The sequence below is a fragment of the Arthrobacter sp. FW306-1B-F12A genome (genome assembly GCF_058781865.1).
Genome location: NZ_JBYSXD010000002.1, coordinates 42,658 through 66,675 on the forward strand (window position 1 = coordinate 42,658; position 24,018 = coordinate 66,675).

The 24,018-nt window shown below is 64.3% G+C and carries 22 protein-coding genes; 13 read left to right on the plus strand and 9 right to left on the minus strand.

The features are described from left to right. Positions 1-2: 2 nt before the first annotated feature. The 7 genes from AC3WJU_RS01410 to kynA all read right to left on the minus strand — a co-directional run bounded on the left by AC3WJU_RS01410 (position 3) and on the right by kynA (position 6,685). Positions 3-623: an L-threonylcarbamoyladenylate synthase gene (locus tag AC3WJU_RS01410; RefSeq protein WP_059389303.1), complete on the minus strand. Its 621-nt coding sequence runs from the start codon at positions 621-623 to the stop codon at positions 3-5. Between the two features lie 27 nt (positions 624-650). Continuing rightward, positions 651-1,451 (minus strand): ABC transporter permease, encoded by an 801-nt coding sequence (locus tag AC3WJU_RS01415; RefSeq protein WP_306959564.1) that lies wholly within the window; start codon positions 1,449-1,451, stop codon positions 651-653. A 61-nt stretch (positions 1,452-1,512) separates the two neighbouring features. After that, the gene (locus tag AC3WJU_RS01420; RefSeq protein ID WP_306959565.1) at positions 1,513-2,499 is read right to left on the minus strand and encodes an ABC transporter ATP-binding protein; all 987 of its coding nucleotides are present in this window, start codon (positions 2,497-2,499) and stop codon (positions 1,513-1,515) included. After that, the gene (locus tag AC3WJU_RS01425; RefSeq protein ID WP_492258963.1) at positions 2,496-3,581 is read right to left on the minus strand and encodes a LolA family protein; all 1,086 of its coding nucleotides are present in this window, start codon (positions 3,579-3,581) and stop codon (positions 2,496-2,498) included. Before AC3WJU_RS01425 ends, AC3WJU_RS01420 begins: the two co-directional genes overlap by 4 nt. Positions 3,582-3,667: 86 nt before the next feature. Then, on the minus strand, positions 3,668-4,522 hold the full coding sequence (locus tag AC3WJU_RS01430; protein WP_332602104.1) for a PaaX family transcriptional regulator: 855 nt from the start codon (positions 4,520-4,522) through the stop codon (positions 3,668-3,670). Next, positions 4,519-5,757, minus strand: coding sequence for a kynureninase (gene kynU, locus AC3WJU_RS01435; RefSeq protein ID WP_492258964.1), 1,239 nt, complete (start codon positions 5,755-5,757; stop codon positions 4,519-4,521). Before kynU ends, AC3WJU_RS01430 begins: the two co-directional genes overlap by 4 nt. A gap of 43 nt (positions 5,758-5,800) precedes the next feature. Next, positions 5,801-6,685: a tryptophan 2,3-dioxygenase gene (gene kynA, locus AC3WJU_RS01440; RefSeq protein WP_492258965.1), complete on the minus strand. Its 885-nt coding sequence runs from the start codon at positions 6,683-6,685 to the stop codon at positions 5,801-5,803. Positions 6,686-6,804: 119 nt separating this feature from the next. Here kynA and AC3WJU_RS01445 point away from each other — a divergent pair, with 119 nt between their 5' ends. The 4 genes from AC3WJU_RS01445 to AC3WJU_RS01460 all read left to right on the plus strand — a co-directional run bounded on the left by AC3WJU_RS01445 (position 6,805) and on the right by AC3WJU_RS01460 (position 9,537). Beyond that, positions 6,805-7,302 carry an HAD domain-containing protein gene (locus tag AC3WJU_RS01445; protein ID WP_284988243.1) on the plus strand — a complete coding sequence of 166 codons (498 nt, stop codon included), beginning with the start codon at positions 6,805-6,807 and terminating at the stop codon, positions 7,300-7,302. A 169-nt stretch (positions 7,303-7,471) separates the two neighbouring features. After that, positions 7,472-8,686: an inorganic phosphate transporter gene (locus tag AC3WJU_RS01450; RefSeq protein WP_059389297.1), complete on the plus strand. Its 1,215-nt coding sequence runs from the start codon at positions 7,472-7,474 to the stop codon at positions 8,684-8,686. After that, complete coding sequence (locus AC3WJU_RS01455) at positions 8,683-8,904, plus strand: hypothetical protein (protein ID WP_059389296.1); 222 nt, start codon at positions 8,683-8,685, stop codon at positions 8,902-8,904. Before AC3WJU_RS01450 ends, AC3WJU_RS01455 begins: the two co-directional genes overlap by 4 nt. A gap of 36 nt (positions 8,905-8,940) precedes the next feature. Further along, on the plus strand, positions 8,941-9,537 hold the full coding sequence (locus AC3WJU_RS01460; protein ID WP_284988242.1) for a dihydrofolate reductase family protein: 597 nt from the start codon (positions 8,941-8,943) through the stop codon (positions 9,535-9,537). Here AC3WJU_RS01460 and AC3WJU_RS01465 read toward each other — a convergent pair. Further along, positions 9,490-9,957, minus strand: coding sequence for a hotdog fold thioesterase (locus tag AC3WJU_RS01465; protein ID WP_284988241.1), 468 nt, complete (start codon positions 9,955-9,957; stop codon positions 9,490-9,492). The genes AC3WJU_RS01460 and AC3WJU_RS01465 overlap by 48 nt on opposite strands. A gap of 181 nt (positions 9,958-10,138) precedes the next feature. Here AC3WJU_RS01465 and polA point away from each other — a divergent pair, with 181 nt between their 5' ends. The 4 genes from polA (at position 10,139) to rpsA (ending at position 16,796) form a co-directional block, all read left to right on the plus strand. Continuing rightward, entirely contained in the window at positions 10,139-12,781 is a 2,643-nt protein-coding gene (gene polA, locus AC3WJU_RS01470) for a DNA polymerase I (RefSeq protein ID WP_492259013.1), read from the plus strand. An 89-nt stretch (positions 12,782-12,870) separates the two neighbouring features. After that, positions 12,871-14,175 carry a GNAT family N-acetyltransferase gene (locus tag AC3WJU_RS01475; protein ID WP_307053002.1) on the plus strand — a complete coding sequence of 435 codons (1,305 nt, stop codon included), beginning with the start codon at positions 12,871-12,873 and terminating at the stop codon, positions 14,173-14,175. Between the two features lie 45 nt (positions 14,176-14,220). Beyond that, positions 14,221-15,153: a polysaccharide deacetylase family protein gene (locus tag AC3WJU_RS01480; protein WP_492258966.1), complete on the plus strand. Its 933-nt coding sequence runs from the start codon at positions 14,221-14,223 to the stop codon at positions 15,151-15,153. Between the two features lie 167 nt (positions 15,154-15,320). Further along, the gene (gene rpsA, locus AC3WJU_RS01485) at positions 15,321-16,796 is read left to right on the plus strand and encodes a 30S ribosomal protein S1 (protein ID WP_284988238.1); all 1,476 of its coding nucleotides are present in this window, start codon (positions 15,321-15,323) and stop codon (positions 16,794-16,796) included. A 177-nt stretch (positions 16,797-16,973) separates the two neighbouring features. Here rpsA and AC3WJU_RS01490 read toward each other — a convergent pair whose 3' ends face one another. Next, positions 16,974-17,663 carry an IMPACT family protein gene (locus AC3WJU_RS01490; protein ID WP_492258967.1) on the minus strand — a complete coding sequence of 230 codons (690 nt, stop codon included), beginning with the start codon at positions 17,661-17,663 and terminating at the stop codon, positions 16,974-16,976. Between the two features lie 22 nt (positions 17,664-17,685). On the opposite strand from AC3WJU_RS01490, the gene coaE reads away from it, so the two are divergent. The 5 genes from coaE to AC3WJU_RS01515 all read left to right on the plus strand — a co-directional run bounded on the left by coaE (position 17,686) and on the right by AC3WJU_RS01515 (position 24,007). Beyond that, entirely contained in the window at positions 17,686-18,906 is a 1,221-nt protein-coding gene (gene coaE, locus AC3WJU_RS01495; protein WP_492258968.1) for a dephospho-CoA kinase, read from the plus strand. Positions 18,907-18,908: 2 nt separating this feature from the next. Continuing rightward, positions 18,909-19,226: a hypothetical protein gene (locus AC3WJU_RS01500; RefSeq protein WP_492258969.1), complete on the plus strand. Its 318-nt coding sequence runs from the start codon at positions 18,909-18,911 to the stop codon at positions 19,224-19,226. 41 nt (positions 19,227-19,267) lie between these two features. Further along, entirely contained in the window at positions 19,268-21,355 is a 2,088-nt protein-coding gene (gene uvrB / locus AC3WJU_RS01505) for an excinuclease ABC subunit UvrB (protein WP_059389294.1), read from the plus strand. A 179-nt stretch (positions 21,356-21,534) separates the two neighbouring features. Continuing rightward, positions 21,535-22,569: a TerC family protein gene (locus AC3WJU_RS01510; protein WP_059389293.1), complete on the plus strand. Its 1,035-nt coding sequence runs from the start codon at positions 21,535-21,537 to the stop codon at positions 22,567-22,569. Positions 22,570-22,651: 82 nt separating this feature from the next. Continuing rightward, a complete protein-coding gene (locus tag AC3WJU_RS01515; protein WP_492258970.1) occupies positions 22,652-24,007 on the plus strand; it encodes an MFS transporter in 1,356 nt (451 codons plus the stop codon). The last annotated feature ends 11 nt before the right edge of the window (positions 24,008-24,018 follow it).

Here is a 24,018-nt window from a genome sequence, read left to right on the forward strand (position 1 = left end):
GCTCACTCGAATCGGGAGGGATCGCCGGTGCCGCGCCTGACCACTTCCGCGGTGCCGCTCGAGAAGTCCACCACCGTGGTGGGCTCTGCGCCGGTGTCGCCGGAGTCGATCACGGCTTCCACCAGATTGTCCAGGCGTTCCTTGATCTCCCAGCCTTGGGTCAACGGCTCCTCCTCGTCGGGGAGCAGCAAGGTGCTGGAAAGGAGCGGTTCGCCCAGTTCGGCCAGGAGGGCCTGGACAAAATTATGGTCCGGAATCCGCACGCCTACCGTTTTCTTCTTGGGGTGCAGGAGGCGGCGGGGGACTTCCTTGGTGGCAGGCAAGATGAACGTGTAGCTACCCGGCGTCACGGCCTTGATGCTTCGGAACACATCGTTGTCGATCATGACGAACTGACCGAGCTGCGCGAAGTCCTTGCAGACCAAGGTGAAATGGTGCTTGCTGTCCAGCTGCCGGATCGAGCGGATCCGGTCGAGGGCTTCCCTGTTGCCGATTTGTGCGCCGAGCGCGTAGCAGGAATCGGTGGGATAGGCGATGAGCCCGCCGGACTGGAGGATATTCACCACCTGGGCAATTGCGCGTGGTTGGGGGTCCTGCGGGTGGACATCGAAGAATCTTGCCATGCCACGAGCTTACGGGCAGGCCGTACTTCAGGACAGGACATCCTTGCTGGTGAACTTGCCATAAGCCAACGCGCCGGCCGCCACGACGTAGGCCGCCTGCAGCAGGGCATTGTCGCCGAAGCTCGTCCACGAGATGGGTTGGCGCAAGAGGTCGGCGAAACCCAACCAGTAGTGGCTGAACAGCCACGGGTGCAGCCACTCCAATTGCGGCAGGTTGTCGGCCACTTGTGACACCACGGACAGGACGATCGTTGCGGCCATGGCCCCGACCGGCACGTCCGTGAAGGTGGATATTGCCAGCCCGATGGCGGAGAGCCCCAACAGTGACACAGCAATGTACGCGGCTATCAGCAGGGAACGCACCACTGATTCGCCGACGCCGATCGTGTCGCCGGAGAGCAGGGTAACGGGACCTACCGGGAAGAGCGCGACGCCGGCCAGCGCACCGGCGGCGGCCACCGTAAGGGTCGCTGCCAGGCAGAAAGCCGCGGCGGACGCGTACTTGATCAACAAGAGGCGGACGCGTCCCGCCGGGGCCACGAGCAAGTACCTGAGCGTGCCAAGGTTCGCTTCTCCGGCAATCGTGTCGCCTGCCACCACTCCGATCGTGAGGGGAAGGAACAAGGGCACGGAGACGATCATTGCCGTGACGCCGACGAAAAGCCCGTTCTGGGTGATGCGATCAAGGAACGGCGGACCACGCCCCGGCGCCACGGGATGCGAGCTCAGCTTGACCGCCGCGGCAATGAGGATGGGGATCGCCGCGAGCGCGAGGAGCATGGCCCATGTCCGCAGCCGCCTGAACAGCACAGAGAGCTCCGAGGCCATGAGTGACCACGAGCTTGATGGCCGGGCCGCTGGCTGGCCGGGCAAAGATTCGGTTCCGCGTTCAGCCGGCAATGTCGAAACCCTCTCCGGTCAGGGAGACAAAGCGCTCCTCCAGGCTGGCGTCCTCCACGCCGAAGCCCCGCACCCGGACGCCGTCGGACACGAGGGCAGCCACGATCGCCTCGGGAGCCACCCCGTACCCCGGCGGGCCGGTGCTGACGAGGCTCTGGCCATCGGCACCGTGCGATCCGGGCAGCGGCACTGACAGTTCCGATTGCAGGCCCAGCCTGGAGAGGACACGGACAGCGGCCTCAATATCGGGCGTGTGGAGCCGGATCGTGGCCGTTCCCGCGGCGCGCAGTTCGTGCAGGGTTCCTTGCGCCACGAGTTTGCCTACGCTCATGACACCCACATGGGTGCACATCTGTTCCACTTCCGCGAGGAGGTGGCTGGAGACGAACACGGTGGTGCCCCCGGCGGCGAGGGAGCGGACCAGGCCGCGCACCTCCCGGGTCCCTTGCGGATCCAGGCCGTTGGTGGGTTCATCGAGGACAAGCAGTTCCCTCGGCCGCAGCAGGGCATGTGCAATTCCCAGCCGCTGCTTCATCCCGAGCGAATAGGCGCGCACCTTTTTGCCCGCGGCATGGGACAACCCCACCCTCTCGAGCGCTTCATCCACCCGTGCGGCCCTGGTCCGCGGGGAGGCATGAAGATCGGCGCTGTCCAATCGCCGAAGGTTCGCCGCCCCGGACAGGAAAGGGTAGAAGGCCGGGCCTTCCACGAGCGAGCCCACGTTGGGCAGGACCGTTGCCAGTTGGCGCGGCATTTCGCCACCCAGAACCCGGATGCGGCCGTTCGTGGCGGCCGCCAATCCAAGCAGCAACCGGATGGTGGTGGTCTTGCCTGAGCCATTTGGACCGAGGAAGCCAAAGACTGAACCGCGCGGAACTGCCAAGTCGACGCCGTCGACGGCGGCCCGGTGACCAAAGCGCTTGCTGAGGCCTTGCGTCTCTATCGCCAGTTCAGCCGGCGGGGATGCCTCCGTCATTTCGTGGCGGCTGCGGCCTGCAACCGCTCAAGTGGCACCATTCCCGCGAAGACGCGGCCGTCGTCGAGCATCAAGACAGTTACCAGGCTGGTGGTCACTGCACGGCCACCCGCTACCGGCTGGGTGAGCTGGGCCACCATCGGAGCCGAGCGGACATCGGCGGGCACGGTCCCCGAGGGCATGGCGATCACTGCGTCCCAGCCGGTTCCCGTGACTGTTGGCCGGCCCCCGGTTGCCTTTACCTGCGGTGCTTGCCCGGTCTTAGCGGGGAGGGTACGCGGTTGCGGGGTTGCCTTCTCTTCCACGGCGGCACCGCGGGGCGGAGTGAAACTGAACAGGGCGGCGTCGGGCGCCGACAAGCTCACGTCAGTGAACGCGAGCGAAAAGGCCGCCGCGGCCTGGCCCCGTGCCCGCACCTCGACGCCGAGCGGCAGGCCGGAGGCGGAGTCGACGGCGATTGTCACGGAATCGACCAGCGTGCCGGTACTCCGCGGCTTGATCACCAGTTGGTAGGCCGTGCGGCCGGCCACCGTGGTTCCGTCGCCCACGGTCACGTCTGTTGTAGGCCCGACGGCGGCGAGGAAGTGCTGCGCGACGACATCAGGCGTGATCGCTCCGGGAGTCGGCGTCGCGCGCGGGGCCGCAGCGCGGGCCGTTTCGGCGGGCATCGTCATGTGCGCCGCACTGTTGTCGGCCGAGTTGTAGAGCCAGAGATCGTTGCTGTTGCGGACGAGGTCGCGCTCGGCGAGCATGTCCATCACCTGGAACCTGGCCTTGGCGGGGCCGTCCAGGTAGACCCGGACCGTGTGGGATCCGCTCAACAGTTCCATGACCGAAGCGGGGCCTTGGGTTGCCGTTGGCCCGACGGAGGGGAGCTGGGGGAGTCCCAGATCGGAACTCTGTTGAAGGGTTCCGGACAAAGCATGGACGTCGGCCCGGCCGATCATCGCGATGACTTCCTCTGCCGTTTTAGGAGGCAGGCTCGTCGCAGCTCCCGCCTGGTAGGAACCAGCGAGGGCCGCCGCAGCAAGGGCTACCGGAACCAGCGCGGCCGGCAACCAACGCAACCAAGGACGGGTCATGACAACCTCGCGAACCATCCACCATCGGCGAAGTTCATGCTTCCAGCGTACGCCTGCTGCCCGGAGTGATCACCCGTTCTTGGCCCCTAAGCTTCCAGCGTCCTCCGCACGAAGTCCGCGCTGGGCCGTGAATAGGCGGCCCCCAAGCGCTCGAACAAGGCGATTCCCGCCATGCCCGGCCAATCCTCGGGAAGGAATTCCGCCGGCAGCCCCGGATCAAGGTACGGAATGATCCGCCAGCGGTCGATGCAACGGACGTAACGGGCGAAGGTTTCGGCCGAGGCCGGGCCGCCGTCGGAACCGCTGTCTTGGCCGCCGTCGTCCGCCGCGGAACCATGATGCCGGATGAAGTCGCGATGCAGTTCTGCCACGGTGTCCAGGTCCCACCATGCGGATGCGGCCTCGCGGAGGCTGCCGCCCACCAAGGGGGTATCCGTCACGAACACCGTGGCCATTCCGCGCAACCCCAGGTCCTCGAGGATCTCCTCCACTTCCACCCTGAGCGAATCCGGGCAGATCCACAGCCCTGCTGCCACCGTGCCGCAGCCGATCCAGTGCAATCTCCGCCGCAATTGGTGCCGCTTTTCCCGCTCCGTTTCCGGAATGGAAAAGGACACGAGGCACCAGCGGTCCGCGGGGGACATCAGGCGGGGGTTGAAGATCCGGCGGTCTCCGCGGGCAAGCATCGTGGCGGCGCCCTCGGTGACGGCGAAGCCGGGAACACCTTCACGGAGCTGAGGAAGGACGATTTCCTTCTTCTTCAACCGTGACAAGGCCGTTCGGGACACGGCAGCGGTCACGCCAAGTGCCTCCATGAGGACGATGATGTGCCTTGAGGACATCCATCCGCCGGCATCGCGCAGGTATAAGCCGATGACGGTCCGCAGCAACGACGTGGTACTCCCGGGCCGGGAGTCCATGTCGTCGAGGACGGCACTCACAGGAGTTCGGTCAGGGCGTCCCGGATGGCGGTCACTCCCAGCTCAACCTCCGCGTAGCTGGTGCTGAGCGGCGAGAGCCCGATCCGCAATCCGTGCGGCGGACGGAAATCCGGAATGACACCCCGCTCCCAAAGCGTCCGGGTCACCTCGCCGAACAAGGGATGGTCCACCGTGATGTGCGAGCCACGCTCTGCGGTGTTGCGCGGGCTGACAATCTCGACGCCGAGGGGAACCAATATGTCCTCAGCCAAGGCGACTGCGTACTCCGTCAGCTTGATGGACTTCTCCCGCACAGCCTCCATACCCACTGATGCGATCAGCTCAACCATGTCCTTGAGCGGCTGCATGGCCAGCACCGGGGGAGTTCCGGTGATGAAGCTGCGGATCCCACGGGCCGGGGTGTAGCTTTCCGTCATGCCGAAGGGGTTGTCGGCGCCCATCCAGCCCCAGATCGGCTGTTGCAGTCGGTCCTGCTGCGACGCGTTGACGTACGCGAACGCGGGGGAGCCCGGGCCGCCATTGAGGTATTTGTAGGTGCAACCAACAGCAAGGTCCACACCCCAGGCGTCCAGTTCGAGGGGCACCGAGCCTACCGAGTGGCACAAGTCCCAGAGCATGAGCGCTCCGGCTTCCTTGACCATCGCGGTGATCGCCGCGGCATCCGCCAGGAAACCCGAACGGTATGCCACGTGGCTGAGTACGACGACGGCGGTCCGCTCGCTGAGCAGTCCCTCGAGGTCCGTGGTCCGGACGCCGCTGGCCGGGTTGGAAGCGACCCACTTGATGGTGGCGCCCTTCTCCGCGGCGATGCCCTCGATGATGAAACGGTCCGTGGGGAAGTTGTCCCGGTCCACCACAATCTCATCGCGGCCCGCTTGGGCGTCGACCGCTGCCCGGATGAGCTTGTAGAGCATCACGGACGTGGAATCCCCCACGGTCACCTGGCCGGCGGCCGCGCCGAGGGTCACGACGCCGATGCGGTCGCCCACTGCGGTGGGCTCATCCATCCACTGTTCGTCCCAGCCGCGGATAAGGCGGCTGCCCCAGGCGTCCTCGACGAAGGACGCGAGCTTCGCCGATGTCGCCTTGAGCGGCCTGCCGAGCGAGTTCCCGTCAAGGTAGGCCGTGAGCTGGCCGTCCGACGGGGCGTAAAAGGCCTCACGCTGCCCGGCGAGGGGATCCGCGGCGTCGAGCTCTGCCGACGTCGGCCGTTGCGTTTGCTGCACGCTGTTCATGTCTCTCCTGAAGAAAGCGATGGGGTTGCTTGGAATTTGCTGTTCAGTTGCCGATCTCGGTGCGGACGGCGTAGAGCTCCGGGAAGAAAGTGAGGTCAAGGGCCCGCTTGAGGAAGTCGACGCCGGAGGAGCCTCCCGTGCCCACCTTGAATCCGATGGTCCGCTGCACGGTACGGAGGTGGCGGAAGCGCCACGCGTGGAAGTTGTCCTCGATGTCCACAAGGTCTTCGCACGCTTCGTAGAATCCCCAAGGTGTGGCTTCCGATTCGTAGATCTCCTGGAAGACCGGTACCAGATCCTTCTGGAACGTCCACGGTTCGCTCGTGTCACGTTCAAGGATTTCGGCCGGAACACCATAACCGGCCCGCGCCAGCACTGCGAGGAAGGCGTCGTAAAGGGTCGGCTCCTCCAAGAGGGTACTGAGCTGGCTGTGCGCCGCCGGATCGCTCTCGAAGACCCGGAGCATGCCGCGGTTCTTGTTGCCCAGGAGGAACTCGACGCCGCGGTACTGGTGGGACTGGAAGCCTGACGAACTGCCCAGGAAGCGCCGGAATTCGGAATACTCGCGGGGAGTGAGCGTGCCCAGGACAGACCACTGCTCGGTCATGGTCCGCTGGATCGCCTTGACGCGTGCGATGCATTTGAGGGCTTTGGCAAGGTTGTCCACATCAAGGAGCCGGCGGGCTTCAAGAAGCTCATGCAGGATCAGCTTGAGCCACAGTTCGCTGGTCTGGTGCTGGATGATGAACAGCATTTCGTCATGGTGTTCCGGGGTGCTCAACGGGTGCTGGGCCGTGAGGAGGCGGTCAAGGTCCAGATACCCGCCATAGGACATGGCCCGGCTGAAGTCGGTGCGGACCGAATCCTCGATGGGCCTGATCCCTCGGGCCCTGATGGTCTCTTCGGAGTGGCCGGTGCGGTTTTCCATGCATTGAGATTATCACTTATGTGACGAACGTCAAGATAGTGAATTTCCGGACGGTCCCGGTGGCGTTCCAAAGCGCTTGCCTTACGCTGGCTTTGTTGGCACGTCCGGGAGGGGGCTGCATGACCACCGTGTCGCTGTATCTGGATGTCGACGGCGTGGTGAACCCCTTCGGTCCCCTGGGCTTCACCGATTGGGGTACGGAATGGAAAATCGCCGACGCCGGAATCCTGGACGTCGTCTACGCCTCCGAACTGGTTGACGAACTCAATGACCTGGCCGCCCACCCCGCGGCGAGGTTTGTATGGTTGACCACGTGGCAGCGGCTCGCGCCCGAGTTCCTATGCCCCGCCATCGGTCTCCACGGCGAGCATTGGCCCGTCTTGACCAGCGATGGTTGGGACCAGACTGCCGATTGGTGGAAGCTGGACGTCTTGCAGAAGGACGTCCAGGAGTCCGGAGCCGAACGGATCGTGTGGATGGACGATCAGCTGGACCATGAAGCCGCGGCCCGGTCCTGGGCCGAGTTCCTCGGCAACCGTGTGCTGTGGATCTCACCGGATCCGCGGCGGGGCCTGTCACGCAGCGATATCGCGGCTGTTCGGCAATTCCTTGGATGATTCGATGTTTGGCCATGCCGGCAATGGCACGTAAGATTCTTAAGGTTTCACGCCCGCCATAGTTAATTCCGCCAGTACAGTCAGATGAACGCGTGCTGAACTGTTTTTTGTTGGGCAGGCCCCGGGGAAGTGGAACTGCGCATCATCGACTCTGCAGATTGGGCACCAGGTGGGAATCACCTTCATGGTCGCGCTTGTCATAGCGCTGGCCTTATTTTTTGACTTCACCAACGGCTTCCACGACACTGCGAACGCCATGGCGACTCCGATCGCCACGGGTGCCATCAAACCCAAGACGGCTGTTGCCTTGGCCGCGGTGCTCAACCTCGTGGGCGCGTTCCTCTCGACCGAAGTGGCAAAGACCATTTCGGGCGGCCTGATCCGCGAGGGCACGGACGGTATCCACATCACGCCGGAGATCATCTTCGCCGGGCTGATGGGGGCCGTCCTGTGGAACATGTTCACGTGGCTCAAGGGGCTGCCGTCCAGTTCTTCGCACGCGCTTTTTGGCGGCCTCATCGGCGCTGCGATCGTCGGCATCGGATTCCACGCCGTCAACTTCGACACCGTGCTCCAGAAGGTGATCCTTCCGGCCGTCTTCTCGCCACTGCTCGCCGGTGCCGTGGCCTATCTGTGCACCAAGCTGGCCTACCTCCTGACGTCCCGGCATGACCCCGAAACCGGCGACAAGCTGACCCAGAAGCGCGGCGGATTCCGTACCGGCCAGATCTTCACTTCGAGCCTCGTCGCCTTGGCCCACGGTACCAACGACGCGCAAAAGACCATGGGCATCATCACCCTCGTCCTGATCGCCGCCGGAACCCAGCCGGCCGGCAGCGGCCCGCAGCTCTGGGTCATCGGGGCCTGCGCACTCGCCATCGCCATCGGAACCTATGCGGGTGGCTGGCGCATCATCCGGACCATGGGCTCGGGGCTGACCGACGTCAAGCCAGCCCAGGGCTTCTCCGCGGAAGCCAGCACGGCATCAGCCATCCTCGCTTCCTCCCACCTCGGCTTCGCGCTCTCCACCACGCAGGTGGCCTCCGGTTCGGTCATCGGCTCGGGACTCGGGCGCAAAGGCACCACGGTGCGCTGGGGAACGGTGGGGCGCATCGCCACCGGCTGGCTCTTCACCCTCCCTGCGGCTGCCATCGTGGGCGCTTTGACGGCGTTCCTCATCGGCACCGGTACCGTCGGCGTGGTCATCGCCGCAGTCGTGGGCACCGCCGTCGTCGTCTACATGTTCATTTACTCGAGGAAATCGCACGTGGGCCACCACAACGCCGTCGAAGTCGAGGAAGCCGGCACCGCAGTCCGCTTCCGCAAGAAGAAGGCTAGAAAACAGAACCTGAGCAAAAGCGCGAGTAAGGACATCCAGGCATGAAGTGGTTTGATCTGGTGGAGGTAGCCGGCGCGACCCTTGTGGCGGCCGTTCTCCTCGTCGTGCTGTATTCGCTCGGTGTCCGCCTCACCGCCATCGCGGGCGACGCCCGGCAGAAATCGCCGGGCATGGTCCGGTCGCTCGCCTACGCTTGTTTTGCGGCCTGCGGCATCGCCGTGCTTTTCGGGATCTACCTGATCGTTCCGTACTTCTCGAAGTAGCTGTGAACGCTGCTGCCTGATGGGTAGGGTGGGGCCATGGCGGATTTCCAGTACTACGTGGCATCCTCGCTTGACGGGTTCATCGCCACGAAAGAAGACGATCTTGGCTGGCTGCTCCAGTTCGAAGAGGCCGAGGGCGTCACCGAAAGCTATGAAGACTTCATGGCGGGCATCGGCTGCATTGTCATGGGCGGCCAAACGTACCGCTGGCTCATGGAACACGAACCGGGCAAGTGGCCCTACCAAGGTGTTCCATGCTGGATCTTCACCCACCGCGAATACGCCGCGCCGCCCGGCGCGGACGTCACATTCGTCCGTGGCGAGGTTGAGGAATTCGCGCCGGACCTGATTGCCGACGCCGGCGACAAGAACGTGTGGCTGGTTGGCGGCGGAAACCTCGTGGCCCAGTTCGCCAAGGCCGGCCTGCTGGACGAGATGATTGTCACCCTGATCCCGGTCGCTTTGGGTTCCGGCAAGCGCTTGTTGCCTGTTGAAAGCCCGACGGCGCCGCTTGAGTTGGTCTCCTCCCGCACCCTGGGTAGCGCGGCAGTAGAGGTGCGCTACAGGTTCCCCGCGCGTGCCGGTTCAGCGGGCCCTGTTCTCCCGGATCATGTTGGTGATCCGGGCAGTTGAGAGTCGCCGGCCGTGATCGTCGGTCATGACAATTTCATGGGTGGCGAGCGTGCCGCCCAAGTGGATGGCCGTGCAAGTGCCGGTGACCAGGCCGCTCGCAATGGAGCGATGGTGGGTTGCGCCCACCTCGATTCCCACCACGTGGCGCCCGGCTCCGGCATGCAGGGCTGCCGCGAAGGAGCCCAGGGTTTCGGCGAGGACCACGTGGGCTCCGCCGTGGAGGATGCCGGCAACCTGGGTATTGCCTTCGACCGGCATGGTGGCAACGGTCCGTTCAGGGCTCAGTTCCAGGAACTTGATGCCCATCTTCGCTACGAGGGAACCCACGCCATAGCGGGAAAGCCAACCGTGCAACTCTTGCGGAACGCCGGCCGCATTGAGTTCGTCGGTGAACGGGCCCGGCGTGAAATTGTCCATCATGGCAACTAGGCTGGCACCTGTGAGCGAAACAACCAAACCGGACTCAGTTCCAACGGCAACGTCAACGGCAACCGCAAGCGCAGTGTCAACTGCCACCGCAACGGCACCAGACCCTTCAACAACCACTGCGGGCACGGCGGCCGGTGGCCGGCCGAGGCTCCTGGTCCTCGACGGTCACTCGATGGCGTTCCGGGCGTTCTATGCCCTGCCGGCAGAGAACTTCGCCACATCCTCGGGCCAGCACACCAACGCCGTGCATGGCTTCACCTCGATGTTGATCAACCTCATCAAGGACCAGAAGCCCACCCACGTTGCGGTGGCCTTCGACGTCTCGGACGACACGACGTTCCGCAAGGCGGAGTACAGCGAATACAAAGGTGGCCGCAACGAGACGCCGCAGGAATTCCGCGGGCAGATCGATCTCATCGACCAAGTCATGGAAGCGTGGGGCATCAAGACCATCAAGATGCCCGGGTACGAGGCAGACGACATTCTTGCCACACTCGCGGCCCGGGGAGAGGCCGCAGGTTACGAAGTCCTCCTGGTTTCAGGGGACCGTGACGCTTTCCAGCTCATCACGGACAACGTGTTCGTCCTGTACCCGAAACAGGGTGTTTCCAATATTCCCCGCATGGACGCGGCAGCGATCGAAGAAAAGTACTTCGTTCCCCCGTCCCGCTACTCCGATCTCGCCGCGCTGGTAGGGGAGTCCGCCGACAACCTCGCCGGCGTTCCCGGCGTCGGCCCCAAGACCGCGGCCAAGTGGATCAACCTGTACGGCGGCCTCGAAGGGATCCTGGAGAACCTGGATTCGATCGGCGGCAAAGTCGGTGGATCCCTCAGGGAAAACATCGACGCCGTCAAGCGGAACCGCCGCCTCAACCAGCTGCTCAAAGACCTTGAGCTCCCTGTGACGCTCGCGGAACTCGAGGAGCCGCGCCCGAACCGCCAGGAGGTCGAGACTCTCTTCGACACCCTTGAATTCAAGACCCTCCGCGCCCGGCTGTTCGCACTCTATGGCGACGACACCGCTGGCGCGCCCCCCGAAACCATCGACGCGCCCGACTACAAGATCCTGGACGACGCCGCCGCCCTGGAGGAGTTCTTCGCCGCCGGTACGGGGAGCCGTGCCGCCGTCGCCGTGCAGTTGGTTCCCGGGCGGATCGGTGACGACGCCTCTGCCCTCGCCATCGTGCGTGCCAACGGGGCGGCCTACATCGAGTTGTCATCCTTGGACGCGGCGGCCGATGCCGTCCTTGCCAAGTGGCTTCAAGACCCCGAAGAAGCCAAGGTCATGCACGAGTTCAAGGACGCGTTGAAGGCCCTGAACCACCGTGGACTCGGCCTGGAAGGCGTGGTGGACGACACTGCCATTTCGGGCTACCTGATCCAGCCGGACCGCCGCAGCTACGAACTCGCCGAGCTCGCCCAGCACCACCTGAGGATCACCGTCGCGGCTGCGGCTGTACAAGCCGGCCAGCTGGAACTCGATCTTGGTGATGGGCCGGACGGGGCCGCCGCCAGCGCGCTCGTCCAGCAGGCCGCCGTCGTGCACACACTGAGCAAGCACTTCGAAAGCGAGCTCGCCGAACGCAAGGCCGAGGCGCTCCTGACCACCTTGGAGCTGCCGGTCGCACGGGTCCTGGCCCAGATGGAACTGTCGGGCATTGCCATCTCCACGGAACGCCTGAACGAACAGCTCGCGGACCTGGCGAAGGTGATCGACAACGCCCAGGAGCAAGCATTTGCCGCGATCGGCCACGAGGTCAATCTTGGCTCGCCCAAGCAGCTCCAGACCGTCCTCTTCGAAGAGCTCGGCCTGCCCAAGACCAAGAAGATCAAGTCCGGCTACACGACGGACGCTGCCTCGCTGAAGGCCCTCCTGGAGAAGACCGGCCACGAGTTCCTGGTGCAGCTCATGGCCCACCGGGAATCCTCCAAGCTGGCCCAAATGCTGGAGACCCTCAAGAAATCGGTGGCTGAGGACGGCCGCATCCACACCACGTACGCGCAGAACGTCGCGGCCACGGGGCGTATTTCCTCGAACAACCCCAATCTGCAGAACATCCCGGTGCGCAGCGAGGAAGGCCGGCGGGTCCGCGGAATCTTCGTTGTCAGTGAGGGCTACGAATGCCTGCTGTCTGCCGACTACTCGCAAATTGAAATGCGCATCATGGCCCACCTGTCCGGCGATGAAGGCCTCATCCAGGCGTACAAGGACGGCGAGGACCTGCACCGCTATGTGGGCTCGCACATTTTCAACGTGGCACCGGAAGACGTCACTAGTGCCATGCGCTCCAAGGTCAAGGCCATGTCCTATGGGTTGGCCTACGGACTGACCTCGTTCGGCCTGTCCAAGCAACTGGAAATCTCGGTCGACGAAGCCAGGACCCTCATGAAGGACTACTTCGACCGCTTCGGCGCCGTGCGCGACTATCTGCGCGGCGTGGTGGAGCAGGCCCGGATCGACGGCTACACCGCCACGATCGAGGGCCGCCGTCGCTATCTTCCGGACCTGACCAGCACGGACCGCCAGCACCGCGAGATCGCCGAGCGCATTGCACTGAACTCGCCGATCCAGGGTTCGGCGGCGGACCTCATGAAGCGGGCCATGCTCGGCGTTTCGGCCGAGTTGACCAGCCAGGGGCTGAAGTCCAGGATGCTGCTGCAGGTCCACGACGAACTCGTCCTCGAGGTCGCCCACGGCGAACGCGAAGCCGTCGAAAAGCTCGTCACCGAACAAATGGGGACGGCGGCCCAGCTCACGGTACCGCTCGACGTGCAGGTAGGCGTCGGCTCCAGCTGGTACGACGCCGGGCACTAGCGGGCCCGCTGGCCTCTATAGCCGTTCTGCATGGGGGCACGCCGCCGATATGGTGGCGTGCCCCCATGCTGTCTGGCTAGGCTCGGGAGGTGGCTGATCCCAAGGAAACAAACGAAAAGTACAACGTCAAGCGCTTTCGTTCCGTCGGCAAGGAGAACCCGGACTACGGACAAGCCCGTGATTGGCTCCGCGCCGTCGGCTTCGGATTCCATGACGAGCAGCGAAGCGATGAGCTCATCGACAAGATTCTCGCGATGTATCAAGCGGACAACCGTGAGTTGACCGGTGTTTACGTCAACGAAGAACCTCCGTTGCATGCGCTCAACCCGGGATTTCCGGTGGCGACATTTGGAACGCTGGAAAACAAGCTGAATGTTGGCTTCGGCGAAGAGCTGCGGACGCGCCAGATCACCGCGGTCACCGTGCGCGGAACGCACCGGCGGCATGGGATCCTGCGCGGGATGATGACCGCCGACCTCGCCGATGCCAAGGACGGCGGCTTCGCCATGGCCGCACTGACCGCATCCGAAGCGTCCATTTACGGCCGCTTCGGTTTCGGCGTCGCGACCTTCGAGCGAAGCATCAAGGTGGACACCGGTCCGAAGTTCCGCATCCGTCATGAGCCCGTTGGCCGGGTGGAGATCGCCGATCCACGCGTCCTCCTGGACCTAGCGCCCGAGGTATTCGAACAGGTCCACCACCGTACGCCGGGGTCCATCGTGAGGCAGGACTCCTACCGCCATCACGTGTCCGGGGCGATGACTCGCGACGGCAGCGAAGACAAGGCCATCAAATGTGCGCTCCACTATGCACCGGACGGCATCATCGACGGCTACGTGTCATACAAGTTCGCCGGCTGGGACACCAAGCCGTACACGGTGGAAATCGTGGACCTTGTCGCCGCGACGGACTCCGCGTACCTGGAACTGTGGCAATTCCTGGGCAGCATCGATCTCGTCGAACAGGTCTCCTGGCCCGACGCTCCCGTTGAAGACCCCCTCGTATGGGCGCTCGAGGACGGACGCTGCATTGCGTCTTCCGACTACCGCGACATGTTGTGGTTGCGCGTCCTGGACGTCCCTGCAGCCTTGTCAGCCCGCCGCTACGGCGCCGATGGACGGTTGGTCCTGCAGATCCGGGATGCGCTCGGTTTTGCCGACGGTACCTGGGAATTGACGTCCGACGGCGGCGTTGTCACCGTCAATGCGGCGGATGGCGGGAGCCCTGACCTGAGCATGGACGTCACCGATTTGGGGTCTGTCTATTTGGGTGCCGTCAATCCTGTAACCTTGGCTTCGGCTGGCCGGATCCGCGAGCACACGGCAGGAGCAGCATTGGCTGCCCGGCACATGTTCGCCGTCGAACGTCCAGCCCATTGCCTGACGCACTTCTAGGCGCATCTCCACCCACACACTCGATCTACAACAGAAGAGGATTCCATGGGGGAATTCCAGCCGGGGGGCCACTCCTCCGGCCCATCAGGGCTGCCGGGCCGGCGGTCCTTGCTGGCGGCTGCCGCCGGACTCGCGATGACCGGCCTGGCGGCCTGCGCCCAACAACCGGCAGCCGCCCCCGCGCCACGCCCCGCAACGGTTTCAACGCCGGTCGTGGACGAGGCCGGCCAGAATCCGGTGGTGCCCGAAACGCGGCCGGTGCCGCCGTCGAGGTCCCAGGTTGTAGCTGAATTTTCCGCGCGCAAGCCCGTCGAATGGGGTCTTGCGGTCCCCGGCGTGGTCTCGAAAACGGCGTCGACGCATGCGGTCCTCACGTTCGATGCTTGCGGTGGCCCCCAAGGCTCGGACTGCGATCAACGATTGCTCAAGACCCTCCGCAAGCTCAACGTTCCCGCCACCTTGTTCGTCAATGGCCGGTGGATCAAGGCCAATCCCGGGCTGGCGGCCGAGCTCGCGGCCGATCCTTTGTTCGAGCTCGGCAACCACGGCTTCCGGCACCAGCCCCTATCGGTCAACGGACGCTCGGCGTACGGAATCCCGGGCACCGCCAATGCGGGTGAAGTGTATGACGAAATCATGGGCAACCAAGAGGTCATGGAGCGGCTTTCCGGCAAAGCCCCACGCTTCTTCCGGGCCGGAACCGCCTACTACGACGACGTCGCGGCGGCGATCACCAATGCCCTCGGACTGGTACCCGTGAGCTTCACGGTGAACGGCGACGGCGGCGCGACCTTCCCGGCACCGACGGTCGCGGGCGAAGTGGGGAAAATTGCCGCAGGTCACGGCGCCGGCCAGATTGTGATCTCGCATTTCAACCAGCCCGCCGGCGGTACCGCGGAGGGCTATGCCCGCGCCCTTCCGGGCCTGCTGGACCGTGGCGTGACGTTCGCGCGGCTTGGTGACACGCTGCCGCTTTGACCCTCCTTGAGGCAAACGACTAGAATGAACGGGCGCATACTACGTGCGCGCAAATTTACAATCCACAATTCAGGATGACCCGGCGTTTTGCCGTGTCCTGCGGACCGGCAACGGGAAGCGGGCGGTTTGCCTGACCGATACTCTATCCACAACGGAGCCCCTACTACATGACCATCACCTCCACCGAGAAGCCCGGTACCCCCGTAGTCGCGATCAACGACATCGGTACCGCTGAGGACTTCCTCGCAGCTGTCGACGCCACCATCAAGTACTTCAACGACGGAGACCTCGTCGAAGGTATCGTCGTCAAGGTTGACCGCGACGAAGTTCTGCTCGACATCGGTTACAAGACCGAAGGTGTCATCCCTTCCCGCGAGCTTTCCATCAAGCACGACGTTGACCCCGGGGACGTCGTCTCCGTTGGCGATCAGGTCGAAGCCCTGGTGCTCACCAAGGAAGACAAAGAAGGCCGACTGATCCTCTCCAAGAAGCGTGCTCAGTACGAGCGTGCCTGGGGCGACATCGAGAAGGTCAAGGAAGAAGACGGTGTTGTCACCGGTACCGTCATCGAGGTTGTCAAGGGTGGTCTTATCCTCGACATCGGCCTGCGCGGCTTCCTGCCCGCATCCCTCGTCGAGATGCGCCGCGTCCGCGACCTTGCCCCGTACATCGGTCAGCAGATCGAAGCCAAGATCATCGAGCTGGACAAGAACCGCAACAACGTTGTTCTTTCCCGCCGTGCATGGCTCGAGCAGACCCAGTCCGAGGTTCGCTCCACGTTCCTCAACAAGCTGGAAAAGGGCCAGGTTCGTCCCGGCGTCGTTTCCTCCATCGTCAACTTCGGTGCATTCGTGGACCTTGGCGGCGTAGACGGCCTCGTTCACGTTTCCGAGCTGTCCTGGAAGCACATCGACCACCCGTCCGAGGTTGTCGAGGTTGGCCAGGAAGTCACCGTCGAGGTTCTCGAAGTGGATCTGGACCGCGAGCGCGTGTCCCTGTCTCTCAAGGCCACGCAGGAAGACCCGTGGCAGACCTTCGCCCGCACCCACGCCCTCGGCCAGGTTGTTCCGGGTAAGGTCACCAAGCTGGTTCCGTTCGGTGCGTTCGTCCGCGTCGAAGACGGCATCGAAGGCCTCGTTCACATCTCCGAACTGGCTGTCCGCCACGTTGAGCTTGCTGAGCAGGTCGTCTCCGTTGGCGACGAGCTCTTCGTCAAGGTCATCGACATCGACCTCGAGCGCCGCCGCATCTCGCTCTCCCTCAAGCAGGCTAACGAGGGCGTTGACGCTGAGAGCACCGAGTTCGACCCGGCTCTGTACGGCATGGCCGCTGAGTACGACGAAGAGGGCAACTACAAGTACCCCGAGGGCTTCGACCCCGAGTCGAACGAATGGCTTGAGGGCTACGAGACGCAGCGCGCCGCTTGGGAGCAGCAGTACGCTGACGCCCAGGCACGTTGGGAGGCTCACAAGAAGCAGGTTTCCCAGCACGCTGCTGACGACGCCGCTGCTGCCGCTTCCGGCGAGAGCGACTCCGGCACCACCAGCTACTCCTCCGAGCCGGCTGCCACCGAGTCCAACGCGGGCACCCTGGCATCCGACGAGGCACTCGCCGCCCTGCGCGAGAAGCTGACCGGCAACTAATTGCCACTGGCCCGGGTTTCCGGGCCGGATCAAAACGGCTCCTGCGATTCATTCACGAATCGCAGGAGCCGTTTTGTTTAACCCTCTTGCACTGGTTGCCTGCTTGCCTGTGCCTCTCACTCGCGTCCCTCTTGCCCGGCTCCCCACGTGACAGGGGAGGGCATGTCCCGTGGGTGCTCAGGCCTGGACGTCGACCCATTCCGTTCCCCGCAAGTGGAGGCCCGAGGCGCCGCCGGTCAGGGATGCCAGCCGCTCACGGGCGTCCGCGATTGCGCCTGGATCATCGGGTAGCGCCACGCGCAGGATTGTCTCCGAGGGCTCGTAGCTAGTTTCGGCCATGACGTAGCCCGCGGAGCGCAGATCGTTTTCCAGCCTCCCGGCCGCTTGGTGGGGCACGGGGATGTCGCACATCCGCAGGCGGCGGCGCTGGACCAGGGGAGCGGAGTCCAGCGCGGCCGAGATCGATTCGGAGTACGCACGGACCAGTCCGCCCGCGCCCAGGAGGATCCCACCGAAATAGCGCACGACGACGGCGCTCACGTCGCTGAGGTCAGCCACCCCAGGCAAGGTCTCGCGTTTGATGAGCGCCTCAAGCATGGGGATGCCAGCTGTTCCGGAGGGTTCGCCGTCGTCGTTGGACCGCTGGATGACGCGGTCCGGACCGAGGACGAATGCCGAGCAGTGGTGCCGGGCGTCATGGAATTCCTTGCGCAATTCCGCCACCAGGGCGCGGGCGGCGTCCTCGTCGGAAGCGCGGCGCAGCACCGTGATGAAGCGCGAACGTTTGATCTCGAGTTCGTGGCGGAAATCGTCTCCCGGCGCCAATGTTGTGTACGCGGTCGCCCGGCTTTCTTCCTGTTCTGCCACCGACCCAGTCTAGTGTGGAGGGGTGCTGAAGATTGGACTTACCGGCGGGATCGCCTCCGGCAAATCGCTCGTGTCCGCCCGGCTGAGGGAGTTGGGCGCTGTCTTGATCGACGCCGACGCGCTGGCCCGCGAGGTCGTGGAGCCGGGCACTCCGGGCTTGGCGGACGTCGTGGCCGAGTTCGGTAAAGACATCGTCGACGCCGAGGGGCGCCTTGACCGGGCACGCCTCGGCGCGATCGTCTTCGCCGAGCCGGATCGCCGCGAAGCGCTCAACGCGATCATCCATCCCCGGGTCAGGGAGAAGGCTGCGGCGATGCTCGCGACCGCGAAACCCGGCGACATCGTCGTCCAGGATATTCCACTCCTGGTCGAAACCGGGCAGGGCAGCAGCTTCCACCTGGTGCTCGTCGTCGATGCGCCGGACGAGGAACGGATCCGGCGCATGACGGAGATCCGAGGCATGACAGCGGAGGACGCGGTGTCCCGGATGGCCGCGCAAGCCAGCCGGGAGGAACGGCTGGCCGCGGCCGACATCGTGTTGGAAAACTCCGGAACCGTGGAGGAAGTCACCGAGCTGGTGGAAACTCTCTGGGAAGAACGATTGGTGCCGTTTGCCCGCAACCTCGCGGCGGGCCGTCCGGCCCCACGAGCCGGCGGACCTGTATTGCGGCCGCCAAACCCCGACTGGCCGGCCCAGGCCGGGCGGCTGCTTGCCCGGATCCGGCGGGCATCCCCGGAGGTGTTGGGCGCAGACCACATCGGTTCGACGTCGGTACCCGGCCTTCTTGCAAAAGACATCATCGACCTGCAGGTCAATGTGTCCTCGCTTGAAGCCGCAGACCGGATAGCGGGGGTCTTGGGTGAGGCAGGATTCCCGTTGCGGGAGGCCTCTGCCCGTGACACACCCAAGCCACCGGACTTGGATCCATCGGCATGGCAAAAGCGCTTCCATGCCAACGCGGACCCCGGGCGGGCAGCCAATGTCCATGTCCGGGTGCTTGGAAGCTCGGGCTGGCGTTATGCGTTGTTGTTCCGGGATTGGCTCCGCGCCAACCCCGAGGCCGTGGCAATGTATGCGGCCCTGAAGCAAGAGCTTGCCGCGCAGTACGCCGGTGACGGCCGGACCCTGGCGTATGCGGAAGCCAAGGAGCCCTGGTTCACCGAGGTCGCGTGGCCGCTCATGGATGCCTGGGCCAGCAGCAGCGGTTGGCAGCCGCCGTCGTACTCCATGGCGCAAGGCTAGGCATGGCCCCGAAACGGAGAATCACGCCGCACCTTGAGGGACAGCGGCTCGGCGCCGTTCGTGCGTTGGCGTGGGGCGGCGTCGTCCTCATGGCCGGGGCCGCGCTGCTGTGGTTCCTTGCCGGCGGCCGCGAGGAGTTCGTCGCTGGAACGCAGCCGGCGACGTGGCGCGTCCTCGTGCCGGGCACAGCTTTCTGGTTGGCATGGACCGCCTGGCTTGGGGCAGGAGTGTGGTTCGCCGTCAAGATGTTCCGTTCCGTCATGGGGCGGCTCGACGACGGTTGGACCAGGCCAGGCGGAGGTGACGGTTCCACCGGATAACGCGGACAGTAACTGTCCGCGGGCGGGGGTACATTGGATTCATGAGTCTTGCCCAGGAGATCAACCGTGTGGTCGCGCCTTTTGAGGTCATCAGCGAATTCAAGCCGGCAGGTGACCAGCCGGCCGCAATCGCCGAGCTGACCGAAAGGATCAACAACGGCGAGAAAGACGTCGTCCTGCTCGGCGCCACCGGTACGGGCAAGAGTGCCACCACCGCCTGGTTGATCGAACAAGTGCAGCGGCCCACCTTGGTGATGGTCCAAAACAAGACCTTGGCCGCGCAGCTCGCCAACGAGTTCCGGGAGCTGCTGCCCAACAACGCGGTGGAGTACTTCGTTTCCTATTACGACTACTACCAGCCTGAAGCCTACGTCCCCCAGACGGATACCTTCATCGAGAAGGACTCCTCCGTGAATGAGGAGGTGGAGCGGCTGCGGCACTCGGCCACCAATGCGCTGTTGACCCGCAGGGATGTCATCGTTGTGGCTACCGTGTCGTGCATCTACGGCCTGGGCACCCCGGAAGAATACATCGCCGGGATGGTCACGCTCACCAAGGGCGCCGAAATGAACCGGGACGATCTCCTGCGGAAGTTTGTCGGCATGCAGTACACCCGCAACGACATGGACTTCCACCGCGGCACGTTCCGGGTCCGCGGAGATACCGTGGAGATCATCCCTATGTACGAAGAGCTGGCCCTGCGCATCGAGTTCTTCGGCGACGAGATCGAGAACATCTATACTCTGCATCCGGTAACGGGCGACGTCATCCGCGAGGAAACCGAGATGTACATCTTCCCGGCCTCGCACTATGTCGCCGGTCCGGAACGCATGTCCCGCGCCATTACCGCCATCGAGAACGAGCTCGGGGAGCGGCTCAAGGTCCTCGAAGGCCAGAACAAGCTGGTGGAGGCCCAGAGGCTGCGCATGCGCACCACCTACGATCTCGAGATGATGCAGCAAATGGGTTTCTGCAACGGCATCGAGAATTACTCACGCCACATCGATGGCCGCGGCTCCGGCACGGCCCCGCACTGCCTCATCGACTACTTCCCGGACGACTTCCTGCTGGTCATTGACGAATCCCATGTCACGGTTCCACAGATCGGCGCCATGTACGAGGGCGACATGTCGCGCAAGCGCACACTCGTGGACCACGGTTTCCGGCTTCCTTCGGCCATGGACAACAGGCCGCTCAAATGGGATGAATTCCTGGAACGGGTGGGCCAGACCGTCTATCTTTCCGCGACCCCCGGCAAGTACGAGCTGGGCAAGGCCGACGGGTTCGTCCAACAGATTATCCGCCCTACCGGACTGATCGATCCCGAAGTCATCGTGAAGCCGACCAAAGGCCAGATCGACGACCTCCTTGGCGAAATCAGGACGCGCGTGGAGCGCGACGAACGCGTCCTGGTCACCACCTTGACCAAGCGGATGGCCGAGGACCTGACCGACTACTTGCTGGGCCATGGGGTCAAGGTCCAATACCTGCACTCCGACGTCGACACCCTCCGTCGCGTGGAACTGCTCCGGGAGCTCCGCATGGGCAGCTTCGACGTCCTGGTGGGCATCAACCTGCTCCGAGAGGGCCTCGACCTGCCCGAAGTGTCACTTGTCAGCATCCTCGACGCCGACAAGGAAGGATTCCTCCGCTCGGCCACCTCCCTCATCCAGACCATCGGGCGCGCCGCCCGAAACGTCTCGGGCCAGGTCCACATGTACGCCGATCGGATCACGGACTCGATGGCGAAGGCCATTGAGGAAACCAACCGCCGCCGGGAAATCCAGGTCAAGTACAACACGGACAACGGGGTCGATCCACAGCCGTTGCGCAAGAAGATCGCAGATATCACCGATCAGCTTGCCCGCGAAGACGCCGACACCCGCGAGTTGTTGGCCGCAGCCGGAAAGGGCGGCCGGACCGGTAAGGGCAAGGGCGCTTCGAAGGTCCGGCAAGATGGCCTGGCCGCGGCGCCGGCCGAAGACCTCGTGGGCCTGATCGAACAGCTGACCGAGCAGATGCACGCGGCTGCCGCTGAGCTCCAATTCGAGATCGCTGCGAGGATCCGTGACGAGGTGGGCGACCTCAAGCGCGAACTCCGCCAAATGCAGTCCGCCGGGCACGCTTAGGGTAAAGTTGGGGCTACGTAGGGGAGTATCCCAAGCGCTACGTCCGTCAACACGCAAGGCACAGACGCCTCGCCGGGCCTAGCGGATCGCCGTTTGAGCGTTGTTGCCTTCGGGCATGGAGACGCAGGCAGGTCGGAGAGACTTACGCCGTTTTGGCGTACCTGCGAAAGGCATTCTAGATGCAACTCCCCGCCTGGTTTGAGATCGGCTCCTTCGTCGTTCTCGGAATCATCCTCCTTGTCGACCTTCTCCTGGTGGTCAAGCGTCCGCACGAACCCTCCATGAAGGAAGCAGGCCTCTGGGTCGCTTTCTACGTCACCCTCGCCTTGGTGTTCGCCGGAGCGATGTTCGCCTTTGCCGGCCCGGAGCATGGCAGCCAGTTCATCGCCGGTTGGGTGACCGAATACAGCCTGAGTATCGACAACCTCTTTGTCTTCATCATCATCATGGCGCGGTTCTCGGTGCCCCGTAAGTACCAGCAGGAAGTGCTCATGGTGGGCATCATCATCGCCCTCGTCCTGCGCGGTATCTTCATTGCCCTGGGTGCCGTGGTGATTGAGCAGTTCAGTTGGGTCTTCTACATCTTCGGCGCGTTCCTGCTCTGGACCGCGTGGAAGCAAGCCACGGACAACGGCGAAGACGAGGAAGACGGCGCCGAAAACCCGCTGATCGCCCGTATCCGCAAAGTTGTCCCGATGTCGGAGAAGTTCGACGGCGGCAAGCTTCGGACCACGGTCAACGGCAAGAAACTGTTCACTCCCATGCTGATCGTCTTCGTGACCATCGGCATGACCGACCTCCTGTTCGCTGTGGACTCCATTCCGGCCATCTTCGGACTGACGCAGAGCGCCTTCATCGTCTTCACCGCCAACATCTTCGCCCTCATGGGCCTGCGCCAGCTGTACTTCCTGCTTGGCGGACTCATGAGCCGGCTGATCTACCTCAAGCACGCATTGTCGATCATCCTCGCCTTCATCGGCGTCAAGCTGGTCCTGCACGCCATGCACGTCAACGAACTGCCCTTCATCAACGGCGGCCACCACATCGAATGGGCTCCGGAGATCCCGACCTATGTGTCCCTCGCGGTCATCCTCGGCACCATCGTCGTGGCGGTTGTCGCGAGCCTCCTGACCCCGGCGGGCAGCAAGTCCAAGCTGGATGCCCGGCTCGAAGAAGATTCCCGCAAGAGCATGAACAAAGTCAGCGGCAACTAACACGGGTCAACTGCGGAACGTTTCGGAGCCCCGGCCCTTACTGTGGCCGGGGCTCAGCGTTTGGCGGAGATATGCTCTTGGCATGGCGTTGACCTCTCCGATGACCCTCGATCCGGCAGCAGTACAGCGACGCACAGTCCGATTGCTGAGCACCGCACAACTGCTGAGCGGTGTGGGCAACGGCGCCACCCTGTCCATCGGATCGTTGCTTGCCGTCCAGCTCAGTGGATCGAGCGCCTGGGCGGGATCGGTCACCACTATCCTCACGCTCGCCGGTGCCGTCACTGCTTTGCCCCTGGCCGGTCTTGCCGAGCGCAGGGGGCGCCGTGCCGGACTCGTCACCGGTCTCCTGGCCGCGATGCTTGGGGCAATCTTCATGATTGTCGCGGCGGCTACGGGGGCTTTCGCGGTGCTCCTCCTTGGTGCAGCCCTGCTGGGTCTCGGCACGGCATCGAACCTCCAGGCGCGATTCGCCGCCGTCGATCTCGCCGCACCGGAGCACCGCGGACGATCGCTTGCAACCGTGGTCTGGGCAATCACCATCGGCGCCGTGGCCGGTCCGAACCTCATCCAACCTGGCGCTGCGATGGGCGAAGCTCTGGGCCTGCCCGCAATCTCCGGGCCATTCGTCTTCTCCGTTGCCGGCCTCCTTCTGGCCGCGATGTTACTGATGGCCGCACTGCGCCCCGACCCGCTGTTGCTGGCAAGGCGCCTGGCCGAGGGGACGCACGACGACGGCGGAAGCGCTGGCGCCCGTGCCGAAGCAGGAGGACCCCGACGTCGTTCATTGACTGCCGGATTCCAGGCCGTGCGGGCGTCTCCGCGCGCCAAGCTGGCCCTGACTGCGGTGGTTGCGGCGCATGGAATCATGGTGGCGGTCATGTCGATGACGCCGTTGCACCTGCAGGAGCTCGTCTCCACCGGGCCGGTTGGGGGCCATGTGGGTCACGAGGGCGGCCACGCCATGGGTACCGACGCCCTGGTGATCATTGGATTTACGATTTCCCTCCACATCGCCGGCATGTTCGCTTTGTCGCCGCTGATGGGGTGGCTGACGGACAGGGCGGGCCGGATCCAGACGATCGTGCTGGGCTTCGTGCTGCTGGCGGTGGCTGTCGCCGTGGCCGGCTTCGGGCAGCAGGACCCGGCCCTGGTCACGGTGGGGCTCGTTGTGCTCGGCCTAGGGTGGTCGGCCGCGACGATTTCAGGATCCACCCTGTTGGCCGAGAGCGTCGAGCGGCAGCAACGCGTCATCGTCCAGGGAGTCTCAGACACACTCATGGGGGCTGCCGGTGCCTTGGGCGGAGGCTTCTCCGGGCTCGTGCTGGGCTGGGTGGGCTACGAGGGTCTGAACATGGCTTCCGGTGCCGTGGCCGTCGTCGTGCTGGCCGTCGTCGCGGCTTCGGTGAAGCGTCCGGCAGTACGGCCGGCGGGCTGAGCTGAACAGCA